Origin of the sequence: Streptomyces sp. NPDC002573, from assembly GCF_042889625.1 — a bacterium.
In the GTDB taxonomy this organism is placed as follows: domain Bacteria; phylum Actinomycetota; class Actinomycetes; order Streptomycetales; family Streptomycetaceae; genus Streptomyces; species Streptomyces gibsoniae.
Genome location: NZ_JBIARC010000055.1, coordinates 16,731 through 40,620 on the forward strand (window position 1 = coordinate 16,731; position 23,890 = coordinate 40,620).

Below are 23,890 nucleotides of genomic sequence, written 5' to 3' on the forward strand. Positions count from 1 at the left end.
CCCAGGACGGCCACGCGCCGCTCCCAGGGCTGCGTACAGCCGTACCCGAACCGTCTCGTCGCCGATCGCGCCGTCGATCTGCTCCGCGTGAACAGCGCACTGTGTACCGCACCGGGCTGTGCCCGCTGTCGGGGCTGACACCTCCCCGCAGCCCCCGCACTCCCTGACGAACACCGCCCGTGCGGTGTGCCGTTGTCCTCCCCGCCCCCGGTACCTCACCGTCGTGTGCGCTTCCGCATGCCGCCGTGCTTCCGGGGTGTTCCCACCCAGCCGGAGCCCACCATGAGTGAACCCCCTGGCGCCACCGTCACCCTCCCCGAGGCGCCGACCGCCGACGAACCATCGAAAGCCCTCACTGCCCAGCGAGTTCTGCCGCTGCGGCGCCCCGGACGCTGGATCGCCACCGCGGTCGTCCTCGTCCTGGTCGCCCAGTTCGTGCACGGACTGGTCTCCAACCCCTTCTACCAGTGGGACCGCTGGGGCTACTGGTTCCTGCGCCCCACCATCCTCGACGGCCTGCTGATCACCCTCGAAGTCACCGCCTACAGCGCGGTGCTCGGCCTGATCAGCGGCATCGTGCTCGCCCTGGCCCGGCTGTCGAGGAGCCCCGTGCTGCGCGCGGTCAGCTGGACCTACGTCTGGGCGCTGCGCTCCATCCCGCTCATCGTGGTACTGATCTTCCTCTACAACTTCAGTGCCCTGTACAAGACGTTGAGCGTCGGCATTCCCTTCGGCCCGGCCTTCTTCTCCTTCGACGAGTCGAAGCTCGCCACCGACATGGTCGTCGCCGTGATCGGCCTCAGCCTCAACGAGGCCGCCTACGCGGCCGAGGTCGTACGCGGGGGCATCCTCTCCGTCGACCAGGGCCAACACGAGGCGGCCGCGGCGCTCGGCCTGCCGAAGGGCTACCAGTTCCGGAAGATCGTCTTTCCGCAGGCGCTGCGCTCGATCATCCCGAACTACGTCAACCAGCTCATCGGCCTGATCAAGGGCACCTCGCTGGTCTTCTACGTCTCTCTGCTCGACCTGTTCGGCTCGGCGCAGACCATGGGTTCCACCTACCCCGGCGACATCGTGCCGCTGCTGCTGGTCGTCACCGTCTGGTACCTGATCCTGACCAGCGTCGTCTCCGTCGTCCAGTTCTACGTCGAGCGGTACTACGCCCGCGGTGCCATTCGCAGCCTGCCGCCGACACCGCTGCAGAAGCTCCGCACCGGGCTCACCGACCTGCGGGCCCGCATCCGCCGGGAGGCCGCCGTATGACCGCCGACACCATCGAGGCCCTGGCGGACGTCGAGGCCGCCACCGTCGAGGTCCACGACGTGCACAAGTGGTACGGCACCCATCGGGTGCTGGACGGCGTCGACCTGACCGTCCGCCCCGGCGAGGTCACCGTGATCCTCGGCCCCTCGGGCTCCGGCAAGTCCACCCTGCTGCGGGTCATCAACCATCTGGAGAAGCCCGAGATCGGCCACGTCAGCATCAATGGCGAGCTGATCGGTGTGAAGCGACAGGGCGAGAGGCTCAAGGAGCTGAGCGAGCGCGCCATCCTCACCCAGCGCGGGCGGATCGGCTTCGTCTTCCAGAACTTCAACCTCTTCCCGCACCTCACCGTCCTGGACAACGTGGCCGCCGCCCCGGTCGCCACCGGCAGGCTCGGCAAGCCCGAAGCCCAGGAGCTCGCCCGCGAACTCCTCGGCCGGGTCGGCCTCGGCGACAAGACCGGCGCCTACCCGCGCCAGCTCTCCGGCGGCCAGCAGCAGCGCGTCGCCATCGCCCGCGCCCTCGCCCTGCGCCCCGGCGTCATCCTCTTCGACGAGCCCACCTCCGCCCTCGACCCCGAACTCGTCGGCGAAGTCCTCGCCGTCATCAAGGACCTGGCGACCAGCGGCACCACCCTTCTCATCGTCACCCACGAGATCGGCTTCGCCCGCGAGATCGCCGACCGGGTCGTCTTCATCGACAGCGGCAAGATCATCGAGCAGGGCCCGCCCTCCGAGGTCCTCGACAAGCCCCGGCACGAGCGGACCAGGGACTTCCTCAGCAAGGTCCTCTGACCCGCCGCACCCTTCAGACCTCCCCCCACGCCACCCTCATCACCTCCAGCGACAAGGAACGGCCATGCCCACCCAGTTCACCCGACGCAGCCTGATACGCGGCATCACCGCGGCGACCGCCGTCGCCTCCCTGGCCACCGGGCTCGCCGCCTGCGGTGGCAACAGCGACGCGGCCACCTCCACCGACAGCGCCAAGTCCGGCGAGGTCGTCATCGGACAGGTCTCCAACGGCGCCGCCAAGCAGACCTCCATCAAGGTCTCCGAGGTCAAGTCCATCAGCGCCGAACTGCCCGCCGCCGTCAAGAAGAGCGGCAAGCTGGAGATCGGCATCGGCGCCCTGCCGGCCGGCTTCCCGCCGCTGGCCTACGTGGGCAGCGACCAGAAGACCCTCACCGGCGCGGAACCCGACTTCGGCCGCCTGGTCGCCGCGGTCCTCGGCCTCCAGCCCGAGGTGAAGAACTCCACCTGGGAGAACCTCTTCGTCGGCATCGACAGCGGCAAGGTCGACGTGGCCTTCTCCAACGTCACCGACACCGAGGAGCGCAAGGAGAAGTACGAGTTCGCCTCCTACCGGCAGGACAACCTCGCCTTCGTGGTGCCGAAGAAGAGCACCTGGAACTTCGAAGACAACTACGAGAACCTCGCCGGCAAGACCGTCTCCGTCAGCTCTGGCACCAACCAGGAAAAGATCCTCCTGGAGTGGAAGGCGAAGCTGGCCAAGGAGGGCAAGAAGCTCACCGTCAAGTACTTCCAGGACAGCAACAGCGTCTACCTCGCCCTGTCCAGCGGCAAGATCGACGCGTACCTGGGCCCCAACCCCGGCATCGCGTACCACAACCGCCAGGTCGCGAACACGCCCAACGCCACCCGCACCGCTGGCACGTACTCCGGAGCCGGCGCGAGCCTGCAGGGCCTGATCGCGGCGACCGCGAAGAAGGACAGCGGCCTGGCGAAGCCGCTCGCCGACTCCATCAATTACCTGATCGAGAACGGTCAGTACGCCGAGTGGCTCAAGGCCTACAACCTCTCCAACGAGGCCGTCGCCAAGTCCGAGGTCAACCCGCCCGGACTGCCCCTCGACAACTCCTGACCATCGCGTGACCGGGACTCCGCCGCCGCCTCGCGGTGGAGTCCCCGCGCGCCGGACACCCGAGCCGCACCCCGGAGACTGCCACACCATGTCCGTGACCAGCATCGACGCCAGCTCCTCGCACATCCTGGACAACCCCGCCTGGGCCGCGCTTACCGGCCCCCACGCCCCCTTCGCCGAACGCATCGGCCGCGCCGCCCGCTACCGCGAGGACGTGGCACCCTTCCACGCCCTCTCCGACGAGGACGACCCGCGCGCCTGGGCCGACCTCGCCGCACTCGTCGGCCCTGGCGGCACCGCCGCGGTGCGGGGCGTCACCGAGGCGGCGGTGGGCTGGGAGGTCGTGCGCACCGGACACGGCGTCCAGCTCGTGGACACCTCCCTGCGCGCGGGGCCCGACCCTGAGGCCGTACGGCTCGGTCCCGACGACGTGCCCGAGATCCTCGACCTGGTCGCCCGCACCGAGCCGGGCCCCTATCTGCCGCGCACCGTCGAACTGGGCACCTACCTCGGCATCCGCCACGAGGGCCGGCTGATCGCAATGGCCGGCGAGCGGCTGCACCCGCCGGGCTGGACGGAGATCAGCGCCGTGTGCACCGACCCCGCCCACCGCGGCCGGGGCCTGGCCACCCGCCTGGTCCGTGCGGTCGCCGCCGGCATCAGGGAACGCGGCGAACGCCCCTTCCTGCACGCCGCGGCCACCAACGCGAACGCGATCCGGCTGTACGAGTCGATCGGGTTCACCCTGCGCCGCCGTACCGTCTTCTCGCTCGTCCGGCACACCGGGGCAGCCGCTCTGGAAGAAACGGCATAGCCGTGCCGTTGTCCTTGTCGAAGGTGAGTGCATGGTCCGCTCGGACGGAGGTGCGACACGTGACACGTGTACTGCGTGCCGTCCGCCTCCACTCCCGGCCCCACATCGACCTCCAGCGCGTGGCCGGCTCCCTCTGTAGCTCCTGACCCCGTTTCCCTAGCCGCCGTGTGCCCCGACTCCCGCGGGCCGGCGATCTCGTACGGACCTCCAGGAAGGCACCCTCGTGTCCGCAACTCCCGCTTCTCCCCTGCACCTTGCCGTGGCTCTCGACGGCACAGGCTGGCATCCCGCCTCCTGGCGCGAGCAAGTCGCCCGCCCCCGGTACCTGTTCACCGCCGGATACTGGGCCGACCTGGTCGCCGAGGCCGAACGCGGCCTGCTCGACTTCGTCACCCTCGAGGACGGCCTCGGCCTGCAGTCCTCGCACTACGGTGAGTTGGACGGCCGTACCGATCAGGTCCGCGGACGCCTGGACGCCGTACTGATCGCGTCCCGTATTGCACCCTTGACCCGGCACATCGGCCTGGTGCCGACCGTGATCGCCACCCACACGGAGCCGTTCCACATCTCCAAGGCGATCGCCACTCTCGACTACGTCAGCAGCGGCCGGGCCGGCCTGCGCGTGCAGATCTCGCCCCGGCCGCACGAGGCCGCGCACTTCGGTCGCCGCACCTTTCCACCGCTCAGCCTGGAGGGCATCCAGAGCCCGGCCGGGCAGGACCTGCTCACCGACCACTTCGACGAGGCCGCCGACTACGTCGAGGTCGTGCGCCGACTCTGGGACAGCTGGGAGGACGACGCGGAGATCCGCGACGTCGCCACCGGCCGCTTCATCGACCGCGACAAGCTGCACTACATCGACTTCGAGGGCAGACACTTCAGTGTGAAGGGCCCGTCCATCACCCCGCGGCCTCCCCAGGGCCAGCCGCTGGTCACCGCCCTGGCCCACCAGACGATCCCGTACCGGCTGGTGGCCCGTCAGGCCGACGTCGGCTACGTCACCCCGCACGACGCCGGCCAGGCCCGCGCGATCGTCGCCGAGATCCGCGCCGAGCAGGAGGCGGCCGGACGCGCCGGTGAACTCGTGCACGTCTTCGGTGACCTGGTGGTCTTCCTGGACGACGAGCCGGCCGCGGCGGAGGACCGCCGGGCACGTCTCGACGCCCTCGCGGGGGAGCCGTACACAAGCGACGCACGCATCTTCGCCGGTACGCCCGCTCAACTCGCCGACTTGTTGCAGGACTTGGCGGTGGAGGGGCTGAGCGGCTTCCGGTTGCGGCCCGCCGTCGCCGGGCACGACCTGCCGGCCGTCACCCGGGGCCTGGTGCCCGAACTCCAGCGCCGCGGTGCCTTCCGCACCGCCTACGAGGCCGACACCCTGCGCGGCCTGCTGGGCCTGGCCCGCCCCGCCAACCGCTACGCCGCTGCCACCGTCTGAGCCGGAAGGACCCGCACCGACATGACCAGCAAGCCGCTGAAGCAGATCCATCTGGCCGCGCACTTCCCGGGCGTCAACAACACCACCGTGTGGAGCGACCCGAAGGCCGGCAGCAACATCGAGTTCAGCTCCTTCACCCACTTCGCGCAGACCGCCGAACGCGCAAAGTTCGACTTCCTGTTCCTCGCCGAGGGCCTCAGGCTGCGCGAACAGGGCGGAAAAATATACGACTTGGACGTCGTCGGCCGCCCCGACACCTTCACCGTCCTCGCCGCGCTCGCCGCCGTCACCGAACACCTCGGCCTGACCGGAACCATTAACTCCACCTTCAACGAGCCCTACGAGGTGGCCCGCCAGTTCGCCAGCCTCGACCACCTCTCGGGCGGCCGCGCCGCCTGGAACGTCGTCACCTCCTGGGACGCCTTCACGGGCGGGAACTTCCGCCGCGGCGGCTTCCTGCCGCAGGGCGAGCGTTACTCCCGGGCGAAGGAGTTCCTGGCCACGGTGGGCGAACTCTTCGACTCCTGGCAAGGCGACGAGATCATCGCTGACCAGACGACCGGCGTCTTCCTACGTGACGCGAAGGCCGGCTCCTTCGTCCACACCGGCCAGCACTTCGACATCCACGGCCAGTTCAACGTCCCGCGCTCCCCGCAGGGCCGCCCGGTCATCTTCCAGGCCGGAGACTCCGACGAGGGCCGCGAATTCGCCGCTTCGAGCGCCGACGCCATCTTCAGCCGCTACGCCACCCTCGAAGGCGGCCAGGCCTTCTACACGGACGTCAAGAACCGCCTCGCCAAGTACGGCCGCCGGCACGACCAGTTGCTCATCCTGCCCGCCGCTTCCTTCGCCCTCGCCGACACCGACGCCGAGGCGGAGGAGCTGGCCCGGGAGGTGCGCCGCCAGCAGGTCAGCGGGGCCACCGCCATCAAGCACCTGGAGTTCGTCTGGAACCGCGATCTGTCCGCCTACGACCCCGAAGGCCCGCTGCCCGACATCGACCCGGACGTCAGCGACAACCACATCTCCAAGGGCCGCGCCCAGGTCCGGATGTACCGCGACCCGCTGGCCACCGCCCGCGAGTGGCGCGAGCTGGCCGAGGCGAACAACTGGTCCATCCGCGACCTGATCATCAACACCGGCAACCGCCAGAACTTCATCGGCTCCCCGGCGACCATCGCCAAGACCATCAACGACTACGTCCAGGCCGACGCCAGTGACGGCTTCATCCTCGTCCCGCACATCACCCCGACCGGCCTCGACGACTTCGCCGACAAGGTTGTCCCGCTGCTGCAGGAACAGGGCGTCTTCCGCACCGACTACGAGGGCCCGACGCTCCGGCACCACCTCGGCCTCGCCCACCCGGACGAGGCGTCCGACGAGCGGGCGGCGTCGTGAAGTTCCTCGCGATCACCCTGATCGTGCACCGCCCGGACCCGGTCACCGGGGTGCAGAAGTCCACACACGACCGGTTCCGCGAGGTCCTCGACAACGCCCTGCTCGCCGAGGAGCTGGGGTTCGACGGCTTCGGCGTGGGGGAGCGGCACGAGCGGCCGTTCATCTCCTCGTCCCCGACCGTCGTACTGAGCCATGTGGCCGCCCGGACGAAGCGGATCCGCCTGTTCACGGCCGTCACGACGCTCAGCCTGCTGGACCCGGTCCGCGCGTACGAGGACTACGCCACCCTCGACCATCTCTCGGGCGGCCGCCTCGACCTGATCATCGGCAAGGGCAACGGCGCCGCCCAGCGCGTCCTGTTCAACGTAACGCCCGAGGACCAGTGGGACCGCAACGCCGAGAGCTACGAGGTCTTCCGGAAGATCTGGCGCCAGGACAAGGTCACCGCCGACGCCCGCTTCCGTCCCCCGCTGACCGACGCCGAGGTGTGGCCGCGGCCGTACCAGCAGCCGGTCCGGGTCTGGCACGGCAGCGCCACCAGCAAGGAGTCGGTCGATCTCGCCGCCCGCTACGGCGACCCGCTGTTCTCCGCCAACGTCACCAACCCCATAGAGCCGTATGCCGAGTTGATCCGCCACTACCGCGAGCGCTGGGAGTTCTACGGCCACGACCCGGCGCAGATCGCCGTCGGCGCCGGCACCGCGGGCATCTGTGTCGCCCCCACCTCGCAGGAGGCGCTCGCCGCGTACCGGCCGATCTTCGAGGCCAACCTGGCCTTCTTCAAGAAGGCAGGCCTGCCGGTGGTCTTCGAGACCTTCGAGGACTTCGTCGAGCGCAGCTCGGCGCTGATCGGCAGCCCGCAACAGGTCGTCGACAAGGTGCACCGCTACCACGAGCAGTTCGGCCACACGGTCGTCCACCTGCACGCCGACGCGGGTGGGCTGCCGGAGTCCCAGCATCGCGCCTCCCTCGAGCTGTTCCAGTCCGAGGCCGCCCCCGTGCTGCGCCGCGAGATCCCCGACCCGCCGTTCGCCTGGGGCCCCGTGCTTCCGGCATCACCGATCACCCAGGAGTCCACCCGTGTCTGACATCTCCCTCGGCGTCCTCGACCTGGTCCCGATCTCCTCCGGATCGACGGCAGCCGATGCCCTGCGCAACTCCATCGACCTCGCACAGCAGGCCGAACGCCTCGGATATGCCCGCTACTGGTTCGCTGAGCATCACCTCAATCCCGGCGTGGCGGGCACGTCACCCGCCGTCGTCCTGGCGCTGACCGCCTCCGCCACCTCCACCATCCGGCTCGGCTCCGGGGCCGTGCAGCTCGGGCACCGCACGGCGCTGTCCACCGTGGAGGAGTTCGGCCTGCTCGACACACTGCACCCGGGCCGCTTCGATCTGGGCCTGGGACGCTCGGGCGGCCGCCCGCCGGGACAGCCGGTCGCACCGTTGCCCACGGCGACACCCGTCGTCGACGGCCGCACCCCGAACGGCCTGCTGATCCCACCCCGCTTCTCATTCGAACATCTGCTCGGCTCACCCCGCATCGCGCTGCAGCGCAGGCTGCTCCTGCTGCCAGGCGCCGAGTCACAGGACTACGCCGAGCAGATCGACGACATCCTCGCCCTGCTGGCCGGCACCTACCGCTCGCCGGAGGGCGTCGAAGCGCACGTCGTGCCAGGGGAGGGCGCCGACGTGGAGGTGTGGATCCTGGGCAGCAGCGGTGGTCAGAGCGCCGAGGTGGCGGGCGGCAACGGTCTGCGGTTCGCGGCCAACTATCACGTCAGCCCAGCCACGGTCCTGGAGGCGGTGGAGGGCTACCGGTCCTTCTTCCAGCCCTCCGAGTTCCTCGACAAGCCGTACGTCAGCGTCTCGGCGGACGTCGTCGTCGCAGAGGACGACGCAACGGCCCGTGAACTCGCCACCGGCTACGGCCCATGGGTGCGCAGCATCCGTACCGCCGAAGGCGCCATCGAGTTCCCGACGCCGCAGGAAGCGCGTGCCCACGCATGGACCGACGAGGACCGGGCCCTCGTCCAGGACCGCCTCGACACCCAGTTCGTCGGCTCGCCGAGCCGGGTCGCCGACCAGTTGGAACAACTGCAGGAGGCCACGAGCGCGGACGAGTTGCTCCTCACGACGATCACCCACGACCACACGGACCGGGTCCGCTCGTACGAACTGCTCGCGGAGGAATGGCGCCGACGGGGGCACTCCTTCCAGCAGTGAACGCCCGCGCCACCGACGTCGCCCTGGAGATCGGCAACCAGATCCTCGAAGTGACCGGCGCCCGCGCCACCGCCGCATCCGAGGGCCTGCCGCTTCTGGCGCAACGTCCGCACCCACACCCTCCACGACCCTGTCGCCCACAAGCGGCCAGAGGTCGGGCGCTGGGTCATCGAGGGCGAACTGCCCGAACCGACCTGGTACCCCTGACCGCCCCCAGAGCGCCTCCCCGGCGGAGGCGCCCCCTTCTCCCCGAAAGAGGACCCATGGCCACCGTCCTGTCCGTATCCGGCAGCCCTTCCGCCTCCTCCCGCACCAACCGCCTGCTGCGCCACCTGGACCAGCGACTGACCGCTCAGGGGCACGACGTCGTTCCGCTCGACGTTCGCACCATCCCGGCCGATGCCCTGCTCGGCGCGGACTTCCGGCATCCGGCGATCGTCGAGGCCACCGAACTGTTCGCGAGCGCCGCCGGCGTCGTCGTAGGAACACCCGTCTACAAAGCGTCGTACTCCGGAGTCCTCAAGGCGCTCCTCGACCTGCTCCCGCAGTACGCACTCACCGGAAAGACGGTCCTCCCTCTCGCCACCGGCGGCTCCACCGCGCATGTCCTCGCCATCGACTACGCCCTGCGTCCGGTCCTCAACTCCATGGGCGCCGCGCACATCATGCAGGGCTGGTTCACCCTCGACAAGGACATCACCGCCCACGACGACGGCTCGATCACTGTCGCACCGGCCGCAGCCGAGGCCCTCACCCAGGTCGTCGACCATTTCTCGCTGGCGCTGGGCCGTACCCCGCTCCTCGCCGCGGCGAGCTGAGGCCATGACCGCGCAGGTCATCACCGACGACGCCGAGGCCGTCACTGTCGCGTCCGCCCCGAGCAACGAGTTTCGGGCGGGCGCCTCGGCTCGCGACGCCGAACGCCGGCTTCCCCGCGAGGAGCTGGACCGGCTCTCCGCCCCGGCGCCGACGAACGTCCCCTGATCGCACCCCAGATCGGAGCCCCGAGTGTCCCTCACCTTCCACTGGTTCCTGCCGACCAACGGAGACAGCCGCCACGTCGTCGGCGGCGGCCACGGCACCCCCGCCACCGAGTCCGGGCGCGACCGGCCGCCCACTGTCGCCTACCTCAGCCAGATCGCCCGCGCCGCCGAGGACCTGGGCTTCGTCGGCGCACTCACGCCGACGGGAGCCTGGTGCGAGGACGCGTGGCTGACCACCGCGATGGTCAGCCAGAACACCGAGCGGCTGAAGTTCCTCGTCGCCTTCCGGCCTGGCTTCGTCTCACCGACGCTCGCCGCGCAGATGGCCTCCACCTTCCAGCGGCAGACCGGCGGACGGCTTCTGCTCAACGTCGTCACCGGCGGGGAAAGCCACGAGCAGCGGGCCTACGGAGACTTCCTCGACAAGGACGCGCGCTACCGCCGTACCGGCGAATTCCTCGCGATCGTACGAGGGTTGTGGGAGGGCAAGACCGTCGACCTGCGCGGCGAGCACCTCCAGGTCGAGGACGCGAAGCTCGCACGGGTACCCGGCCCGGTCCCCGAGGTGTACTTCGGGGGCTCCTCGCCGATCGCCGGAGAAGTCGCCGCCAAGCATGTCGACGTCTATCTCACCTGGGGCGAGCCGCCCGCCGCCGTCGCGGAGAAGATCTCCTGGATCCGGGCGTTGGCCGACAAGGAGGGCCGTCGCGTCCGCTTCGGCATCCGCCTGCATGTCATCACCCGCGACACCTCCGAGCAGGCCTGGGCCGAGGCGAACCGGCTCCTGGACGGCTTCGACCCGGAGGCGGTCAAGACCATCCAGGCGGGCCTGGCCCGCAGCGAGTCCGAGGGCCAGCAGCGCATGCTCGCCCTGCACGACGGCGGCAGCCGTGACCGCCTGGAAATCCACCCCAACCTGTGGGCAGGCATCGGCCTGGTGCGCGGCGGCGCGGGCACCGCCCTGGTCGGCAGCCATGGCGAGGTCGCCGAGCGGATCAAGGAGTACCACGCCCTCGGCGTCGACGAGTTCGTGCTCTCCGGCTATCCGCACCTGGAGGAGGCGTACTGGTTCGGCGAGGGCGTCCTGCCGAGACTTCAGGCGCAGGGCCTGTGGCAGCACCCGTACGGACAGCAGGCCGCCCCTTCGGCCCAAGTGCCCTTCGCCGGCGCCGGGGGCCCGCGATGACCACCTGATCGCGGTGGAGGTCGGGAGCGCCCAAGTGATCGCTGACGACAACGAGGCGGTCGCTGTCGCCGTCGAGCCGGCCTCCAAGTTCGCCCGTGAGGCTGCCTGCGACACCGAGCCACCACCCCAGGCACCTTCGCCGACTTGGTCGACCTCGTCGTTCCGGAACCGCGCAGCCGCGGCAGGTTCCTGGCCCCGTCCGGCGGCGCCACGCTCCGTGAGCGCCTCCACGGTCGACCGGCAGCCCTCGGGGCCGGGACAACTGTCCGGCTGCGCGCCATCGCGAACTCGCCATCCAGGAGCGTGAATCAGCCGGAGCGTGGCTATATCCCTAGTTTTCCTATCGAATTACTAGGGAAGTCTTGACGGTGGTCGAAGAGGAAAGTGAGGATGATGAAGCCGACGCCTCTCGCGCACCGCTGCACTCCCACGCCGCCTCGCCGGGCATCGCGTCGTCCTCGGCCCCCTGAAGGAAGACGCCATGACAACAGCACTGAGGTGCAGTGACAGCCGCAGTCGCATGAAGCGGGTCCGGATATGGCGGTGACGGCCGACGAGGTGACCGACGCGGGAGCCGGGCAGGTCGACTGGCTGCACATAGCCCGTGAGATGGCGGACGACCTGGCCACGGACGCGGCCGAGCGCGAACAGGCCGGCAAAGCACCGCTCGACGAGGTCGCGCGGCTGCGCGAGTCGGGGCTGCTGACATTGCTGGCGTCGGCCGAGCAGGGGGGAGGAGGTGCGGACTGGCGCACGGCCTGCACGGTCGTCCGGACCGTCGCTGCGGCCGACGGGGCCATCGGCCACCTGCTGGGCCACCACTACTTCCTGTCCTTCACCGCCCGTTTCTTCGCAGACCCTGCACGTGCCGCCCGTGTCGAGCGGGAGTCGACGGAGGGACAGTGGTGCTGGGGAGGCGGTATCGCCTCACACGAACCGCCGCTCATCCTGACTCCCACGGCGAGCGGCTATCTGCTGAACGGCTACCAGAGGTACGCCACCGGCGTCGGGATCGCCGACCGGCTGGTGGTCCGAGCCGCCAGGTACGGCACGGGTGAGCCGCTGGCCGTCCTCGTCGACCCCACCCACCCGGGTGTCGTGAGCGGCAGCAGCGGGGACACCTTCGGCCAGCGGCTGGCAGCCGGTGGCGCCGTGGAGTTCGACTCCGTACCGGTAGCGGCGGACGATGTGTTCGGCTCGCTCTCGCCCGACGAGGGCGTCCTGTCACCCTTCGCCTCTCTTGCCGTGCCGACCGCGCGCCTGGTCTCCGCCCAGTTCTGTCTCGGCATCGCCGAGGGACTGCTGGACGAGGTCCACGAGCACGGAAGGGCCGTGCGGTCGCCCTGGCAGCCCCTCTCGCCCCAGCCCTGGCCGGGCAGTCCCCCGCAGGATCCCTACGCGCTGACCGTGTACGGCGAGCTCGCCGTCGTCGCACGTGCCGCGTCCGCTCTCGCCGACCAGGCGGTGGATGCCCTCCTGCGCGGCCTCGCGCAGGACGAGGATCTCCACGACGAGGAGTGCGCGGAGATCGCCGTCCTCGCGAGCGTGGCCGAGGCAGCGGCCTCCCGGGCCGCGCAGGAGATCACTAACCGTGCCCTGGAGGTCGTCGGAGTCGAGGCTGCCTCCATGCGGCACGGCTTCGACCGCTTCTGGCGTGACGCCCGGACCCACACCCTGCGTGAACCGGCCGCCCACAGACTGCGTGAGATCGGGGACTACTTCCTCAATGGTGCGCACCCGTCCTTCATCCTTCCTGCCTGACGGCGCAGCCGGTGACGGGCGGACTCGGCAGTGATGGATAATCGCGGCATGCGGATCTCGGCGCGGGCGGACTATGCGGTGCGGGCGGCCCTGGAGCTGGCCGCGGCAGGGGATGAGGCCTCGCTCAAGGCCGAGGCGATCGCCTCGGCGCAGGGGATCCCGCACAAGTTCCTGGAGGGCATTCTCGGCGACCTGCGCCGGGGTGGTCTCGTGGTCAGCCAGCGTGGCGGAAAGGGTGGCTACCGTCTCGCCCGCCCGGCTGGCTCGATCGCCATCGCGGACGTCATCCGTGTGGCGGACGGCCCCCTGGTGTCGGTGCGGGGGGTGCGTCCACCCGAGCTCTCCTACTGCGGCCCCGCGGAGTCGCTGCTGCCGCTGTGGATCGCCGTACGCGCCAACGTTCGCAAGATCCTTGGCGAGGTCACCCTGGCCCACGTGGCCGCGGCCAAGCTGCCCGACGAGGTCCTGAGCCTCGCGGAGGACCCCGAGGCCTGGACGAATCCCTGACCGGTGTCCGGTCAGCGAGCAGATCTCCGAGACGGGCAAGCTCATCGAGGGCCGGTTTTCGCGAGCGTGAACTCGCCGACATCGTCCTGAGCATCCCGGGCATCGGTACGTGCTTGGTGCGGAGTTCTCAGCCACCACCCCAGATTCCAGCGCGTCTCATCGTCGAATTGTGGTCGTCTCCTGGCCGCACGGTAGGTCGCGGTCACAGCGCCCGCGTCGCATAGGCCCTGACGTCCGCGTCCGAGTCCGTCGTCGCGGTGGCCAGGGCTGTTCGGGCGTCCTCGACGGCACGGTGGCGGGTCAGGGCCAGTACGGCGGCCTTGCGGACGTCGGCGTTCAGGTCGGTGAGGGCCTTGGCGAGGGCCGGCACAGCCAGGTCTGAGTCTGCGGCGGACAGAGCGGTGGCGGCGCCGGCCCGTACCTGCCAGGCCAGGTCGGACAAGGCTTTCTCGGCGCGTGTGGCCAGGGCGGCAGGGCAGCCCGTCGTGCCCAGAGCCTCGTAGGCGGCCCCACGCACCAGGGCGTCGGAATCGTCGACGAGCGCGGCCAGGGCCGAGCGGACTGCCGCGTCCGAGCTTGTCCCCAGGGTGGCCAGGGCCTTGGCGATCGTGACGCGGACCTCGCGGGACGGATCGACGGTTGCCGCGCGGGACACCTCTGCCGCGGCGTCGACCGACACGAGCGCGCGCACGGCCGCGATGCGTACGGCGATGTCGGAGTCCGACAGGGAGCCCGTGAACAACTCGGCGTCACCGAGCCGCAGGGCACGCAGCACGTCCAGTGCGGCGGCGCGGACGGCGGGGTCGGCCTCGGACAGGGCGGCGGCGAGGCCGTGGCGCAGGGCCGGTTCCGGCGGCAGCGTCTCGACCAGTTCGCGCAGGGACGCCGCTGCGGCGGCGCGGACGCCGGCGTCGGTGTCGGTGAGCGCCGAGGCCAGTGCCGGTCCGGTGCCCGGCGGTACGGTCTCCGTCAGGACCGTGACGGCCGTCCGGCGCACGCTGGGCTCGGGGTCCGTCAAGTAGGCGGTGAGCGCGGAGAGATCGCGCTCGTCCTCCGCGAGAGAGAGCAGTTCGAGCAGACGAGGTGTGGCCGGCGCGTCCGCGTCGGCCCGGGGGTGGGCGGCTGTGTCGTCCGGGGTGGGTTCCTGCCGCAACACCACCGGTGCCGCTTCCCGGGCCCCTGCCGTCGCCACCTGTTCCGGGTGGACCTCGCCGAGGTGCCGGGAGGGGCCGCCGGCCGGGGCGAAGCTGTCGACCGGGACCAGGTAGGGAGCCACGGGACGGGCCGTGAACTCCATCGCCCCCGAGGGGGACTTGTACAGGTCGAGATGGTGGAACCAGGAGGCGTCGTCGCGCTGCGGATGGTCGAGCCGGTCGTGGTAGAGGCCCCAGCGGGACTCGGTGCGGGCCAAGGAGGCACGGGCGGCCATTTCCGCGCAGTCGCGGATGAACGTGACCTCGGCGCAGCGCATGAGTTCGTGGGGAGTGCGGGCGCCCATCGCGGCGATGTCGTCGCGCATCCGCTCGAAGGCATCCAGGGCGAGGGAGAGCCGGGCGCCGGACTTCGGCGGGGCGACGTAGTCGTTCACGAAGCGGCGAAGTTTGTACTCGACCTGGGGCTGCGGCGGCCCGTCCGGGTTGCGTAGCGGACGGTAGATCAGTTCGTGCGCCTCGTGGAGCTGGTCGGCGGGCAACTCACCCTCGTAGGGCGGGTACTGGGAGGCGTCCGCGCCCGCGAGGTCGCCGAAGACGAACGCACCGATCATGTAATTGTGCGGAACGCAGGCCAGGTCGCCCGCGGCGTACAGCCGAGGGACGGTCGTACGGGCATGGTCGTCGACGCGGACGCCGGAGGCCGAGTGGCCGCCGCACAGGCCGATTTCGGAGATGTGCATCTCGACGTCGTGGGTGCGGTAGTCGTGGCCGCGGCCGGCGTGGAAGGTCCCTCGGGTGGGTCGCTCGGTGGAGTGCAGGATCGACTCCAGCGCGGAGACCGACTCCTCGGGCAGGTGGCTGAGCTTCAGGTAGACCGGGCCTCGGTCGGAGGCGACCTCCGCCGCGAACTCGGCCATCATCTGGCCGGACCAGTAGTCGGAGTCGACGAAGCGCTCGCCATGCCGGTTGACCTGGTAGCCGCCGAAGGGGTTGGCGACATAGGCGCAGGCGGGGCCGTTGTAGTCCTTGATCAGCGGGTTGATCTGGAAGCACTCGATGCCGGTGAGTTCCGCGCCGGCGTGGTAGGCCATGGCGTAGCCGTCGCCCGCGTTGGTCGGGTTCTCGTACGTGCCGTACAGGTAGCCCGAGGCTGGCAGGCCGAGCCGGCCGCAGGCGCCGGTCGCCAGGATCACGGCACCCGCGCGAATGGTGACGAACGCGCCCGTGCGGGTGTGAAAGCCCACCGCTCCGACGGCCCGCCCTTCTGCCGTCAGCACCCGCACCGGCATCACACGGTTCTCGATGCGGATCCGCTCCCGCATCTCCCGGCGCCGCAGCTGCCGGTACAGGACCTTCTTGACGTCCTTGCCCTCCGGCATCGGCAGCACGTAGGAGCCGGAGCGGTGGACCTGGCGGACCGCGTACTCGCCGTGCTCGTCCTTCTCGAACTTCACGCCGTACGACTCAAGCCGCTGCACCATGGCGAAGCCGCGGGTGGCGGTCTGGCGGACGGTGGACTGGTCGACGATGCCGTCGTTGGCGCGGGTGATCTCGGCGACGTAATCTTCGGGTTCCGCGCGGCCGGGGATGACCGCGTTGTTGACGCCGTCCATGCCCATGGCGAGCGCACCGGAGTGGCGGACGTGGGCCTTCTCCAGGAGGAGGACGTTCGCGCCGTGTTCGGCGGCGGTGAGCGCGGCCATCGTGCCGGCGGTGCCGCCGCCGATGACGAGGACGTCGCAGCTGATCTCCTCGGCGTCGGTGAGGGCCGGGATCTGCAGGGGGATGTCCACCGGGATGCCTTTCAAGAACCGAGTGACGTGAGGACTTCGCGCCGCAGGGCGATGCGCGTCGGATCGTCATGGGCGGCGCGGTCGCGCGGGCGCGGTACGTCGCGTACGGCGATGAGGCGGCTTTTGCCGAGCAGGGCCACGCGGTCGCCGAGGAAGAGGGCCTCGTCCACGTCGTGGGTGACGAAGACGACGGTCGCGCCCGTGCCCTGCAGCACCTGCACCAGCAGGTCCTGCATGCCGGAGCGGTTCTGGGCGTCGAGGGCGCCGAACGGCTCGTCCATCAGGACGGCGTGGGGCGTTCCCGCGAGGGCGCGGGCCAGCTGGGCGCGCTGACGCTGCCCGCCGGAAACGCGGTGCGGCAACTGCCGGGCCTGCTCGGCGAGTCCGACCCGGGCCAGCCACGCCTCCGCCTGCGTGCGGCGTTCCGTGCGCGGCACCCCGCGGATGGCCAGCGGGAGTTCCACGTTGGCCCGCAGGGTGCGCCAGGGGAGCAGGGCGTCCTCCTGGAAGACCAGGGCGCGTTCGGCGGACGGGCCGGCCAGGGACTGCCCGTCCTGGCTGATCTCTCCGGAGAGCGGGGGCAGCAGACCCGCCAGGGTGCGCAGGAGGGTCGACTTGCCACAGCCGGACGGACCGACGACGGTGAGGATCTCGCCCGGCGCGATGTCCAGGTCGACGCCGGACAGGACCGGGGCGTCGGGGCGGCCGAGCGTGGCGGCGTGGAAGGTGAGCCGGGTGCCGCGGACGGGGGACGGCGCCTGGCGCACCGTACGGTGGTCGGGCCTGGCGTCAGACGAGGTGCTCATCTCGTGCCTCCTCGGCGTTGGAGGGCTGGTCGGTGCGTGCATCGGTGGGGGCCGGGCGGGCGCGAGCGCGCGCGGCGCCGTCGGCCGGGCTCCGGGGACGTACGACGTACGCGGCAGCCAGCGCGTCAGGCGTCGGCCCAGGAGTTCCACCGCGGTGGAGGTGAGCCAGCCGAGGACGCCGATCGTGACCATGCCGACGAAGACGCCGGGGTAGTTGACAATCGTGTAGTCCTGCCAGGTGCGGTAGCCGACGCCGTACTGGCCGGAGATCATCTCGGCGGAGATCACACAGATCCACGAGACGCCGATGCCGACCGATAGGCCGCCGAAGATGCCGGGCAGCGCGCCCGGCAGGACGACCGAGCCCAGGATGCGCCACCGGCCGCCGCCCATGGTCAGCACGGCCTCCTCCCACACGGGGGTCAGCGCACGGACGGCGTGCCGGGTGGAGACCAGGACCGGGAAGAAGGCGGCGGTGAAGGTGATGAAGACGATGCCCTGTTCGTTGGAGGGGAAGAGGAGGATCGCGACGGGGACCAGGGCGATCGCCGGGATCGGGCGGACCACTTCCAGGATGGGGCCGAGCAGGTCCTCGGCGAGACGGGAGCGGGCCACGAGCACGCCCACCGCTACGCCCAGCACCGCGGCCAGCAGGAAGCCGGTGAGGATGCGGGTCAGGCTGTCGGTGAGGTCCGTCCAGTAGTCCGGCCCGGAGAGGCGGTCGGCGAAGGCGTGGGCCACGTCGGTGACCGTGGGGAACTGCGAGAAGCGCAGCCACGGGTCGATGTCCAGGCCGGTCAGGAGCTGCCAGAGGCCGAGGGCTGCCGCGAGGGCGGCCACCCGCAGCGCATACCGGCCTATCGTCGGGAGGGGGCGCTGGTTACGGCCCGCTCGCGGCGCGGGCCGGCTCATGCGGCACGCTCCAGGGCGTCGGCGTAGGTGATGACGCGGGCGCCGCCGTGCGCGGAGACGTACGCCTGCGCGGTCGCCGGGGCGACGAACGGCAGGAGCTTCTCGCCGTCGGCCACCCACACCGCCTTGTCGGCGAACCAGAGCGTGCCGGTGGTGGCGTCGGGGACGTAGGCGGCGCGGATGCCGTCGCGGTGGGCGGCCACGTACCTCAGGAGCTGTGCCGGGGAATTGAAGGCCTTGGTCTCCTCGGCGCTCTTAGGCCATGCCTCGCTCGTGGCGGCGGGCGGCCTGGCGACGAGCTGCTTCGCGTAGGACGCCCCCAGGGCCTTCTTCACGTACTGGTCGTCGACGAAGGAGTCCACGTCGACATCGCCGGTCAGCTTCGCCGCCTTGAGGACCGACACGTCCTGCTTGAGCGCGGAGACGAGCTGCGGCTTGACGGCCGGATCGAAGGTGGAGATGCCATGGGCGCCGTTGTAGAGGTAGACGACCTCGGCGGGCAGGCCGGTGGCCTTGGCGACCTTCTCGGCGGCGGCCACGGGGTGGGTGTTGAGGTAGTCGGTGGCCTCGGCCTGGGCCTTGAGGAAGGCCTCCAGGACGGCAGGGTGCTGCTTGGCGAAGTCCTCGCGGGCGGTGACGCCGTGGAAGGTGGGCAGGTTCAGCTGGGCGCCGTCGTACAGGGCCTTCGCCTTGCCCTGGAAGGCGAGCAGACCGGGCCAGGCGACGAACTGCGAGAGCGCGTCCGTGCTGCCCGCGGCCAGGGCCGACGCGCCCACGGCGGGCTGCTGGTTGAGTTTGTTGATGCCGTCGTTCGGGTCGATGCCGGCGCGCTGCAGGGCCCGTACGAGGGTGCCGTCGGCGGCGGAGCCCACGCTCGTGGAGACTTTCTTGCCCTTCAGGTCCGTCAGGGAGGTGAGCTTGGAGTCGGGGGCGGTGACGATGGTGTTGAGGCCGCCGCGGAGGTTGTAGCCGGTGACGGAGACCAGGTGGGTGGGCTTGCCGAGCTGCTTGCCGCGGGCGCCGTTGATGAGCAGGGGGAAGTCGCCCATCGAGCCGATGTCGATCTTCCCGGCGGTCATCTGGGCGGTGATGGGGGCGCCGGTGGCGTAGTCCTGCCAGTCGACCTTGTATGTCTTGCCGTCGTGGAGGGAGCTCAGCTGCTTCTCGAAATAGCCGAGGGAGCGCAGGAGGGTGCCCGCCGTGACCGTGTTGATGGTTTTGGACTGGTAGCCGACGGTGACCGTGACGGTGGAGCCGTCACTACCGGCCGCGGCGTTGCCGCCGCAGGCGGTGAGCGGCGCGAGGAGCAGGGCGGCGGCTGCGGCAAGTGCTGTGCGTTTCATGGGAGGTGTGACCTTTCACCGGAGCAGGTAGGGCATGTTGACCGTGACGGCTCCGGTGGGACAGCGGGCGGCGCACGGGCCGCAGTACCAGCACTCGTCGACGTGCATGTACGCCTTGCCGGTGCTGTCGTCGATGGCGAGGGAGTCCAGCGGGCACATGTCCACGCAGAGGGTGCAGCCGTCGATGCACTTGGACTCGTCGATGGTCACGGGCACGTCGGCCCGCTGGGGCGCCAAGGGCATGGCTGTCTCCAGGGAGGTCGGGCAAGGAGGGGGGTCGTCAGAGGGAGCGGTGCAGCAGGCCGCTCATCGTGATGCGGTCGCCGCGGAAGCGGATGAACTCGAGATCGACCGGGCGGCCGTCGGAGAGGTGTGTGAGGCGTTCCAGCATCAGGACGGCGGCGCCCTGCGGGGCTTCGAGGACGGCGGCGGAGTGGGCGTCGGCGTTCACCGCCTCCAGGCTGATCTCGGCATGGCCGAGATGCTGGCCGGTAAGTGTCTCCAGGAGCCGGAAGATGTCGGTGTTCTCCAGGTCCTCGCCGAGCAGGGCGGTGCCGAGGTCGAGGGTGATGTAGGTGAGGTCGAGGGACAGGGGCAGGCCGTTCAGCCGGCGGAGACGTTCGATGTAGAGGACGTCGGCACCGGGCGGGAGGCGCAGCCGGTCGGCCACCGGGGCCGGGGCGGGGACGGGGCCCACGGTGCGGACCTCGTTGGCGACGTGGCCGTGTTCGCGGAGGGTTTCCGCGAGGCCCATCAGGCAGTCGAGACCGTGGGGGTATTTCTGGCCTACGACGACCGTGCCGACGCCGGGGAGGCGTTCCACCAGGCCCTCGGCTCGAAGCAGGTCCAGTGCCTGGCGGACGGTGTTGCGGGAGGCGCTGTAGTCGGCGGCGAGGGTCGTCTCGTGGGGAAGCGCGCCGTCCGGGAACTCCCCGGCCAGGAGCTGGTGGCGGAGCAGGTCGGCGAGCTGGCGTGCCCGGTCCGCGCGCAGCCGTCGCCGCGCACGGTGGGCGGCGACGGTGGTCGCGCCCTGGCCGGCGTGGTCTCGGATGCGGTCCGCGGTTGACATGTTTTGGACCATACCTATCTGGTAGGGAAAGCGGTGTTGCTGGAGTATTGCGCCACCTGACACGGGACCAGGTATGATCTGACCTGCGGTTTTGTCGGCCGGACGGGAAGATCTGCCAGCGTCGGGGTCTACGGCCCACGTGAACCAACGAGGCGCTCAGCGGGAGAGTCCGCAGAGCCGATACTCCCCATGCCTGAGGCGGCCCGCCTACCCCGCACAACGACAGCACCGGCTCCGCTGTGAGGCGATGACGCCTCTGCGGGCCGGTGCCGTGTGCGTGGGCGCCGGTGGCTGACGGGATCGGGCGGCGCACCCGCCGCCGCTCGGGATCCGTTCGTTCAGCGGGTGACCAGCAGGCCGCGGCTGCGCAGCACCCACCGCTCCAGCGGGCTGAAGCTCAGCAGATCGATGGCGATGCCCACGAGCAGGATCAGGAAGATGGCCAGGAACACCTGGGGCATGCTGGAGTTGTTCCGCCCGTTCTCCAGCAACTGGCCCAGACCGACGCCCAGATCAGGCGAGGATGCGATGATCTCGGCGGCCATCAGGGACCGCCACGAGAACGCCCAGCCCTGCTTCAGCCCTGCCAGATAGCCAGGGAGCGCCCCCGGCATCACGATGTGCCAGGCCCCGCGCAGGCCGGTTGCGCCCATCGTCCGGCCGGCCCGCAGGAACAGCGGCGGAATCTGGTCGATGCCCGCGACGAGGCCGTTGGCGATGGACGGGACCGCGCCGAGCAGGATCACGGCGTACATCATCTTGTCGTTCAGGCCCAGCCAGATCACGGCGGGCGGCACCCAGGCCACGGACGGCAGCGACTGCAGGCCGGACAGGATGGGGCCGATGGCCGCCCGGACGAAGGCCACCCGGGCGACGAGCAGGCCGAGCGGCGTACCGATGGCGAGCGCCAGCAGGAAGCCGAGCAGACCGCGGGAGACGGATGTCCAGATGTAGTCGAGCAGGGTGCCCTGGACCCAGGCATCGCTTACCTCACCCCACACATCGGAGGGCGCGGGCAGCTTGTAGTCGGGGGCGACGTTCGCCCACACCAGCAGTTGCCAGACGACCAGCACCAGTGCCACGGCAGTGACGGGGGGCAGGACCTTGCGCAACAGGGTCTCGCGCAGCGGCGTGCGGCCGGACTGCACCGAGTCCAGGGCGTCGAGGCCGGCTTCCAGTCCCGCCAGACCGTAAGCGTCCCGGGTCTGCTCGGCCACCGTGGAGCCGTCCTTCTCGGTGTCGACGCCGGTATCAGTGCTGGCCATGGCGGCGGATCTCCCCACGCAGTTCTTCGGTGATCTCGACGGACAGCTCGGCGACCGCGCTGTCCTCGATGCGGCGTGGCTGCGGAATGCCGACGGTCCACTCCCGGGCGATGCGGCCCGGGCGGGAGGACAGCAGCACCACTCGCTGTGCAAGCCGTACCGCCTCGCGCACGTTGTGCGTCACGAACAGCACCGACAGTCCCGTCTCACTCCAGATGCGGGTCAGCTCGTCGTGCAGCACGTCCCGGGTGATGGCGTCGAGCGCGGCGAACGGCTCGTCCATCAGCAGCAGTCGGCTGTCCTGGGCCAGCGCCCGGGCCAGAGCGACCCGCTGGCGCATACCGCCCGACAGCTCATGCACCCGCTTGCGGTGGGCGTCCTGCAGTCGTACGAGTTCCAGCAGCCGTTCCGCCTCGGTGCGGCGCTCCTGCTTGGCCACGCCGCGCAGTTTCAGGGCGAGTTCGATGTTCTTGCCCGCGGTCAGCCATGGGAAGAGGGCGTGCTCCTGGAACATCAGGGCGGGCCGGCCGTCCGTGGCGATCGTGCCCGTGGACGGCTGGTCCAGTGCCGCGACCAGGTTGAGCAGGGTGGACTTGCCGCAGCCGGAGGCTCCCAGGAGGGTGACGAACTCGCCCGGTGCGACGTCGAGCGTGATGTCGTCCAGCACGAGCTGCCGTCCGCTGGGCGTGCCCGGTGCGGGGAAGGACTTCGAGACGTGCTCGATCCGGGCGGCGTACGTCACCGCCGTGGCGTCCTCGGCAGCCCTGGCGATCGTGGTGGCCATGGTCGCACCTCCTGGGAACTCATCGGGTCCGGTTGCTGGTTACTCGGCGCCGAGGCCGGCGTCGTCGACCTCGCTCTTGCCTTCGGCCTTCAGGACCTTGTTGAGGAGCGTGAGGTCGTAGATGCCCTTCAGGTCGGGCTTCTCCAGCAGACCGGCCTTGACCGCGTGCTCCGCCTCGGTGTTGAGGGTCGAGGCCAGCGGGTCGTCGGTGAACTGGATGGACTTCCAGGCGGGGTCGATGACCTCGGCGGGAAGCGCCTTGCCCGACAGCTTTTCCAGCGCCTTGTTGGCGGAGGCCTTCGCCTCGTCCGGGTTGGCGTTGATCCACGCGTTGGTCTTCACCGAGCCGCGCAGCACGGCCTCGACGACGTCCGGGTGTTCCTTGAGGAACTTCTGCGACACGATGATGTTCGTGATCACGAACTTCTTGTCGGGCCACAGCGTCGACTCGTCGAGTAGGACCTTGCCGCCCTCGGCGACCAGCTTGGACGCGGTCGGCTCCGGCACCCACGCGCCGTCGATGGAGTTGGACTTGTAGGCGTCCGGGGTGATCTTGTTGTCGGTACGGACGACGGAGACGTCTCCCTTGCCGCTCTCGGCGTCGACCTTCCAGCCCTGGTCCGCGATCCAGTTGAGGAACGCGACGTCCTGGGTGTTGCCGAGCTGTGGGGTGGCGATCTTCTTGCCCTTGACGTCCTTCAGGGACTTGATCTTCTTCGGGTTGACGACGAGCTTCACGCCGCCGGAGGCGGAACCGCCGATGATGCGCAGGTTCTTGCCGTTCGACTTGGTGTAGCCGTTGATGGAGGGGGAGGGACCGATCCAGCCGATGTCGATGGACCCGGCGTTCAGCGCCTCGATCTCGGAGGGCCCGGCGTTGAAGGTTGAGGCCTTGATCGTGGTGCCGCCGAGCTCCTTCTGGAACAGGCCCTCCTGGACACCCACCAGAGCGGTGGCATGCGTGAGGTTGGGGAAGTAGCCGATCTTCACTTCGTCGGCGGAGAGCTTCTTGGCGCCCGCCGCGGCCGCCGGGGTCTGCTTGCCGTCATCGGTGGACTTGGAACCGTAACCGCAGGCGGTGAGCAGGAGGGGAAGCGCGGCTATGGCGGCGAGGGTGCGCAGGGTGGTGAGCGGTCTTGCGGCAGACACGGAGGTGTCCTCTCAGGGAAGGAGGGGTGGTCAAAGAGGTGTGGGATGGCGTGCTGAGGTCTCAGACCGGCCGACAGATGGCGGTGGACGTACGGCCGAAGTCGATGTGACGACGCGAGGTCAGCACGGGCAGCACCCGGTCTGCGCAGCTGAGC

21 protein-coding genes and 3 pseudogenes are annotated in these 23,890 nt (G+C 70.2%); 15 read left to right on the forward strand and 9 right to left on the reverse strand.

Annotated features, from left to right (window positions below; translation table 11 throughout):
- Positions 1 to 282: 282 nt before the first annotated feature.
- From ACFYX0_RS35445 to ACFYX0_RS35515, 15 genes and pseudogenes are all read left to right on the forward strand, one after another.
- Positions 283 to 1,263 (forward strand): amino acid ABC transporter permease, encoded by a 981-nt coding sequence (locus ACFYX0_RS35445; RefSeq protein ID WP_388976774.1) that lies wholly within the window; start codon positions 283 to 285, stop codon positions 1,261 to 1,263.
- Complete coding sequence (locus ACFYX0_RS35450) at positions 1,260 to 2,057, forward strand: amino acid ABC transporter ATP-binding protein (RefSeq protein ID WP_388976777.1); 798 nt, start codon at positions 1,260 to 1,262, stop codon at positions 2,055 to 2,057. The genes ACFYX0_RS35445 and ACFYX0_RS35450 overlap by 4 nt, the downstream gene beginning before the upstream one ends.
- A gap of 64 nt (positions 2,058 to 2,121) precedes the next feature.
- Entirely contained in the window at positions 2,122 to 3,147 is a 1,026-nt protein-coding gene (locus ACFYX0_RS35455; protein ID WP_388976779.1) for a transporter substrate-binding domain-containing protein, read from the forward strand.
- Positions 3,148 to 3,235: 88 nt separating this feature from the next.
- On the forward strand, positions 3,236 to 3,961 hold the full coding sequence (locus ACFYX0_RS35460) for a GNAT family N-acetyltransferase (protein WP_387195564.1): 726 nt from the start codon (positions 3,236 to 3,238) through the stop codon (positions 3,959 to 3,961).
- A 59-nt stretch (positions 3,962 to 4,020) separates the two neighbouring features.
- Positions 4,021 to 4,107: a putative leader peptide gene (locus tag ACFYX0_RS35465; protein ID WP_319193969.1), complete on the forward strand. Its 87-nt coding sequence runs from the start codon at positions 4,021 to 4,023 to the stop codon at positions 4,105 to 4,107.
- Between the two features lie 77 nt (positions 4,108 to 4,184).
- The gene (locus ACFYX0_RS35470; RefSeq protein ID WP_387195558.1) at positions 4,185 to 5,399 is read left to right on the forward strand and encodes an LLM class flavin-dependent oxidoreductase; all 1,215 of its coding nucleotides are present in this window, start codon (positions 4,185 to 4,187) and stop codon (positions 5,397 to 5,399) included.
- Between the two features lie 21 nt (positions 5,400 to 5,420).
- The gene (locus ACFYX0_RS35475) at positions 5,421 to 6,797 is read left to right on the forward strand and encodes an NtaA/DmoA family FMN-dependent monooxygenase (protein ID WP_388976783.1); all 1,377 of its coding nucleotides are present in this window, start codon (positions 5,421 to 5,423) and stop codon (positions 6,795 to 6,797) included.
- The gene (locus ACFYX0_RS35480) at positions 6,794 to 7,885 is read left to right on the forward strand and encodes an LLM class flavin-dependent oxidoreductase (protein ID WP_388976785.1); all 1,092 of its coding nucleotides are present in this window, start codon (positions 6,794 to 6,796) and stop codon (positions 7,883 to 7,885) included. Before ACFYX0_RS35475 ends, ACFYX0_RS35480 begins: the two co-directional genes overlap by 4 nt.
- A complete protein-coding gene (locus ACFYX0_RS35485) occupies positions 7,878 to 9,023 on the forward strand; it encodes an LLM class flavin-dependent oxidoreductase (protein WP_388976787.1) in 1,146 nt (381 codons plus the stop codon). The genes ACFYX0_RS35480 and ACFYX0_RS35485 overlap by 8 nt, the downstream gene beginning before the upstream one ends.
- A pseudogene (locus ACFYX0_RS35490) lies at positions 8,930 to 9,230 on the forward strand (monooxygenase); the annotation flags it as partial. The gene ACFYX0_RS35485 and the pseudogene ACFYX0_RS35490, both read left to right, overlap by 94 nt.
- A 56-nt stretch (positions 9,231 to 9,286) precedes the next feature.
- On the forward strand, positions 9,287 to 9,841 hold the full coding sequence (gene ssuE / locus ACFYX0_RS35495; RefSeq protein ID WP_388976789.1) for an NADPH-dependent FMN reductase: 555 nt from the start codon (positions 9,287 to 9,289) through the stop codon (positions 9,839 to 9,841).
- A 4-nt stretch (positions 9,842 to 9,845) separates the two neighbouring features.
- Positions 9,846 to 9,983: pseudogene (locus ACFYX0_RS35500) on the forward strand (SfnB family sulfur acquisition oxidoreductase); the annotation flags it as partial.
- A 48-nt stretch (positions 9,984 to 10,031) separates the two neighbouring features.
- The gene (locus ACFYX0_RS35505; protein ID WP_388976792.1) at positions 10,032 to 11,192 is read left to right on the forward strand and encodes an LLM class flavin-dependent oxidoreductase; all 1,161 of its coding nucleotides are present in this window, start codon (positions 10,032 to 10,034) and stop codon (positions 11,190 to 11,192) included.
- Positions 11,193 to 11,729: 537 nt separating this feature from the next.
- Entirely contained in the window at positions 11,730 to 12,953 is a 1,224-nt protein-coding gene (locus ACFYX0_RS35510) for an acyl-CoA dehydrogenase family protein (RefSeq protein ID WP_388976793.1), read from the forward strand.
- Between the two features lie 48 nt (positions 12,954 to 13,001).
- Positions 13,002 to 13,460, forward strand: a complete 459-nt coding sequence (locus tag ACFYX0_RS35515) for an Rrf2 family transcriptional regulator (RefSeq protein ID WP_366013204.1) — start codon at positions 13,002 to 13,004, stop codon at positions 13,458 to 13,460.
- A 202-nt stretch (positions 13,461 to 13,662) separates the two neighbouring features.
- On the opposite strand, the gene ACFYX0_RS35520 is transcribed toward ACFYX0_RS35515, so the two are convergent.
- The 9 genes and pseudogenes from ACFYX0_RS35520 to ACFYX0_RS35560 all read right to left on the reverse strand — a co-directional run bounded on the left by ACFYX0_RS35520 (position 13,663) and on the right by ACFYX0_RS35560 (position 23,735).
- Complete coding sequence (locus ACFYX0_RS35520) at positions 13,663 to 16,407, reverse strand: fumarate reductase/succinate dehydrogenase flavoprotein subunit (protein WP_388976796.1); 2,745 nt, start codon at positions 16,405 to 16,407, stop codon at positions 13,663 to 13,665.
- A gap of 11 nt (positions 16,408 to 16,418) precedes the next feature.
- Positions 16,419 to 17,213 carry an ABC transporter ATP-binding protein gene (locus ACFYX0_RS35525; RefSeq protein ID WP_388976840.1) on the reverse strand — a complete coding sequence of 265 codons (795 nt, stop codon included), beginning with the start codon at positions 17,211 to 17,213 and terminating at the stop codon, positions 16,419 to 16,421.
- Between the two features lie 183 nt (positions 17,214 to 17,396).
- A pseudogene (locus ACFYX0_RS35530) lies at positions 17,397 to 18,125 on the reverse strand (ABC transporter permease); the annotation flags it as partial.
- A complete protein-coding gene (locus ACFYX0_RS35535; RefSeq protein ID WP_388976799.1) occupies positions 18,122 to 19,468 on the reverse strand; it encodes an ABC transporter substrate-binding protein in 1,347 nt (448 codons plus the stop codon). The pseudogene ACFYX0_RS35530 and the gene ACFYX0_RS35535, both read right to left, overlap by 4 nt.
- Before the next feature lie 15 nt (positions 19,469 to 19,483).
- On the reverse strand, positions 19,484 to 19,711 hold the full coding sequence (locus tag ACFYX0_RS35540) for a ferredoxin family protein (protein ID WP_030180763.1): 228 nt from the start codon (positions 19,709 to 19,711) through the stop codon (positions 19,484 to 19,486).
- A 37-nt stretch (positions 19,712 to 19,748) separates the two neighbouring features.
- Positions 19,749 to 20,537: a GntR family transcriptional regulator gene (locus tag ACFYX0_RS35545; RefSeq protein ID WP_388976801.1), complete on the reverse strand. Its 789-nt coding sequence runs from the start codon at positions 20,535 to 20,537 to the stop codon at positions 19,749 to 19,751.
- A 338-nt stretch (positions 20,538 to 20,875) separates the two neighbouring features.
- Positions 20,876 to 21,802 carry an ABC transporter permease gene (locus tag ACFYX0_RS35550; protein WP_388976804.1) on the reverse strand — a complete coding sequence of 309 codons (927 nt, stop codon included), beginning with the start codon at positions 21,800 to 21,802 and terminating at the stop codon, positions 20,876 to 20,878.
- Positions 21,789 to 22,586 carry an ABC transporter ATP-binding protein gene (locus ACFYX0_RS35555; RefSeq protein ID WP_388976806.1) on the reverse strand — a complete coding sequence of 266 codons (798 nt, stop codon included), beginning with the start codon at positions 22,584 to 22,586 and terminating at the stop codon, positions 21,789 to 21,791. Before ACFYX0_RS35555 ends, ACFYX0_RS35550 begins: the two co-directional genes overlap by 14 nt.
- 39 nt (positions 22,587 to 22,625) lie before the next feature.
- Positions 22,626 to 23,735, reverse strand: coding sequence for an aliphatic sulfonate ABC transporter substrate-binding protein (locus tag ACFYX0_RS35560; protein ID WP_388976809.1), 1,110 nt, complete (start codon positions 23,733 to 23,735; stop codon positions 22,626 to 22,628).
- Positions 23,736 to 23,890 lie beyond the last annotated feature (155 nt).

Coding starts and splice junctions, on each gene's coding strand:
- ACFYX0_RS35535 (WP_388976799.1), bottom strand. CDS start 19,468: ATGAAACGCACAGCACTTGCCGCAGCCGCCGCCCTGCTCCTCGCGCCG.
- ACFYX0_RS35525 (WP_388976840.1), bottom strand. CDS start 17,213: ATGAGCACCTCGTCTGACGCCAGGCCCGACCACCGTACGGTGCGCCAG.
- ACFYX0_RS35455 (WP_388976779.1), top strand. CDS start 2,122: ATGCCCACCCAGTTCACCCGACGCAGCCTGATACGCGGCATCACCGCG.
- ssuE (WP_388976789.1), top strand. CDS start 9,287: ATGGCCACCGTCCTGTCCGTATCCGGCAGCCCTTCCGCCTCCTCCCGC.
- ACFYX0_RS35475 (WP_388976783.1), top strand. CDS start 5,421: ATGACCAGCAAGCCGCTGAAGCAGATCCATCTGGCCGCGCACTTCCCG.
- ACFYX0_RS35445 (WP_388976774.1), top strand. CDS start 283: ATGAGTGAACCCCCTGGCGCCACCGTCACCCTCCCCGAGGCGCCGACC.
- ACFYX0_RS35510 (WP_388976793.1), top strand. CDS start 11,730: ATGGCGGTGACGGCCGACGAGGTGACCGACGCGGGAGCCGGGCAGGTC.
- ACFYX0_RS35550 (WP_388976804.1), bottom strand. CDS start 21,802: ATGGCCAGCACTGATACCGGCGTCGACACCGAGAAGGACGGCTCCACG.
- ACFYX0_RS35545 (WP_388976801.1), bottom strand. CDS start 20,537: ATGTCAACCGCGGACCGCATCCGAGACCACGCCGGCCAGGGCGCGACC.
- ACFYX0_RS35450 (WP_388976777.1), top strand. CDS start 1,260: ATGACCGCCGACACCATCGAGGCCCTGGCGGACGTCGAGGCCGCCACC.
- ACFYX0_RS35540 (WP_030180763.1), bottom strand. CDS start 19,711: ATGCCCTTGGCGCCCCAGCGGGCCGACGTGCCCGTGACCATCGACGAG.
- ACFYX0_RS35555 (WP_388976806.1), bottom strand. CDS start 22,586: ATGGCCACCACGATCGCCAGGGCTGCCGAGGACGCCACGGCGGTGACG.
- ACFYX0_RS35460 (WP_387195564.1), top strand. CDS start 3,236: ATGTCCGTGACCAGCATCGACGCCAGCTCCTCGCACATCCTGGACAAC.
- ACFYX0_RS35515 (WP_366013204.1), top strand. CDS start 13,002: ATGCGGATCTCGGCGCGGGCGGACTATGCGGTGCGGGCGGCCCTGGAG.